Genomic DNA, 1,858 nt, shown 5'->3' with positions numbered 1-1,858 from the left:
CCCGCACCCACCGCACCCCGCGTCACCACCACCAGCCGCGACCCGGCGAACCGCTCGTCACCCAGCCACTCCCGCACCACCGACAGCACACCCGCCGCCGTCCGGTGGACCGAGGCGGCGTGGTCGTGCCCCGTTACCGGACCGGCGAGGCAGGGCAGCACGACCGCGTCGGGTACCCCGCCCGCGGCTGCCGCGTCCAGGTCGGGAGTGTCGGCATCCAATGCCCAGAGGCTGCCGGTGAAGGCGGGCTCGGCCGGTCCGGCCGGGATCCAGTCGACGCGGAACAGGTCGTCGGACGCGGCCGGGAGCGCCGGGGTGAGCGCCTCGGCGGCGATCGGACGCAACGTGAGTGCCTCGACGGACGCCACCGGGCCGCCCGCCGCGTCGTACAGGGTCACCCGGACCGCGTCCGTCCCGGTGGGCGAGAGCCGCACCCGCAGCTGGGTGGCGGCGGCCGCGTGGAGCGTCAGCCCCTTGAAGACGAACGGCAGCCGCACCTGCTCCGCCGCGCCGGTCCGGGGCAGAGCGGCATGCAGCGCGGCGTCCAGCAGCGCGGGGTGCAGTCCGAAGTCGGCGGCACCCTGGGCCACGTCCTCGGGCAGCGCCACTTCCGCGTACAGGTCGTCACCCGCGCGCCAGGCCGTACGCAGTCCCTGGAAGGCGGGGCCGTACGCGTATCCGGCCGGCACCAGGTCCGAGTAGAAGCCGTCGAGGTCCACCGGCTGCGCACCGGGCGGCGGCCAGGCTTCGGCGGCTAGAGCGGCTTCAGGGGCGGCGCCGTGTTCGGACAGGGTTCCGGCGGCGTGCCGGGTCCAGGCGGGCGCCGCCGACTCGTCGGCGTCCTGGGAGAACACGCCCAGCGCACGCGTACCGTCGGGTTCAGCGGCGCCGACCACGACCTGGATCCGCACAGACCCCTGCTCGGGGATCACCAGCGGCGCCTCCAGGGCGAGTTCGTCGATACGGCCGTGTCCCACCTCGTCCCCGGCCCGTACCGCCAGTTCCACGAAGGCCGCGCCCGGCAGGAGGACGGTCCCGGCCACGGTGTGGTCCCGGAGCCACGGGTGCGAGGACAGCGACAGCCGTCCCGTCAGCACGACGCCCTGCCCGTCGCCGAGTGCCACAGCCGCACCCAGCAGCGGATGGTCCGCCTCGGTCAGGCCGAGCTGCCGCGCGTCCCCGGACGAGGCCGTGCGCTCCAGCCAGTAGCGCTGGTGCTGGAAGGCGTAGGTCGGCAGGTCGACATGGGCGTCGCCCTCACCGACGAGCGGCGTCCAGTCCACGTCCAGGCCGTTGACGAACGCCTCCGCCAGCGCGGCGGTGAAGCGCTCCTGCCCGCCCTCGCCCCGGCGCAGCGTGCCCAGCACCACCGCGTCGGCGTCCGCGGACTCGACCGTGCCCTCGATCGGAGTCGTCAGCACCGGGTGCGCGCTCGCCTCGACGAACGCGTCGAAGCCCTGGGCGAGCAGAACCCGGACCGTCTCCTCGAAACGAACCGTCTGACGCAGATTCGTGTACCAGTACTCCGCGTCCAGCCTCGGATTCTCCAACCGCTCGGCCGTCACCGCCGAGAAGAACGGGACCATGGGAGCCTGCGGCTCGATACCCGCCAGCTCGGCGAGCAGCCGCTCACGGATCGCCTCGACCTGGACGGAGTGCGAGGCGTAGTCCACCGGGACACGCCGCGCCCACACACCCTGCGCCTCACAGACAGCGAGGAGTTCCTCCAGAGCGGCCGGCTCACCCGCCACCGTCACCGACGCCGGACCGTTCACCGCCGCCACCGACACCCGACCGCCGTACTCCGCGATCAGCTCGGAGGCACGCTCCACCGGCACCCCCAGCGACGCCATCCCAC

At 74.0% G+C, this 1,858-nt stretch carries 1 protein-coding gene; it reads right to left on the bottom strand.

Features of this window, described 5'->3' with window-relative positions; all coding sequences use genetic code 11:
* Positions 1-1,858 (bottom strand): acyltransferase domain-containing protein (locus tag ALMP_RS42510; RefSeq protein WP_264937407.1); only part of this gene is annotated, 1,858 nt, incomplete at both ends.

The sequence above is a fragment of the Streptomyces sp. A012304 genome, assembly GCF_026008495.1.
Classification (GTDB): Bacteria; Actinomycetota; Actinomycetes; order Streptomycetales; family Streptomycetaceae; genus Streptomyces.
The sequence above is the reverse complement of the archived record's forward strand: the minus strand, read 5'-3'. Positions and strand labels throughout refer to the sequence as shown.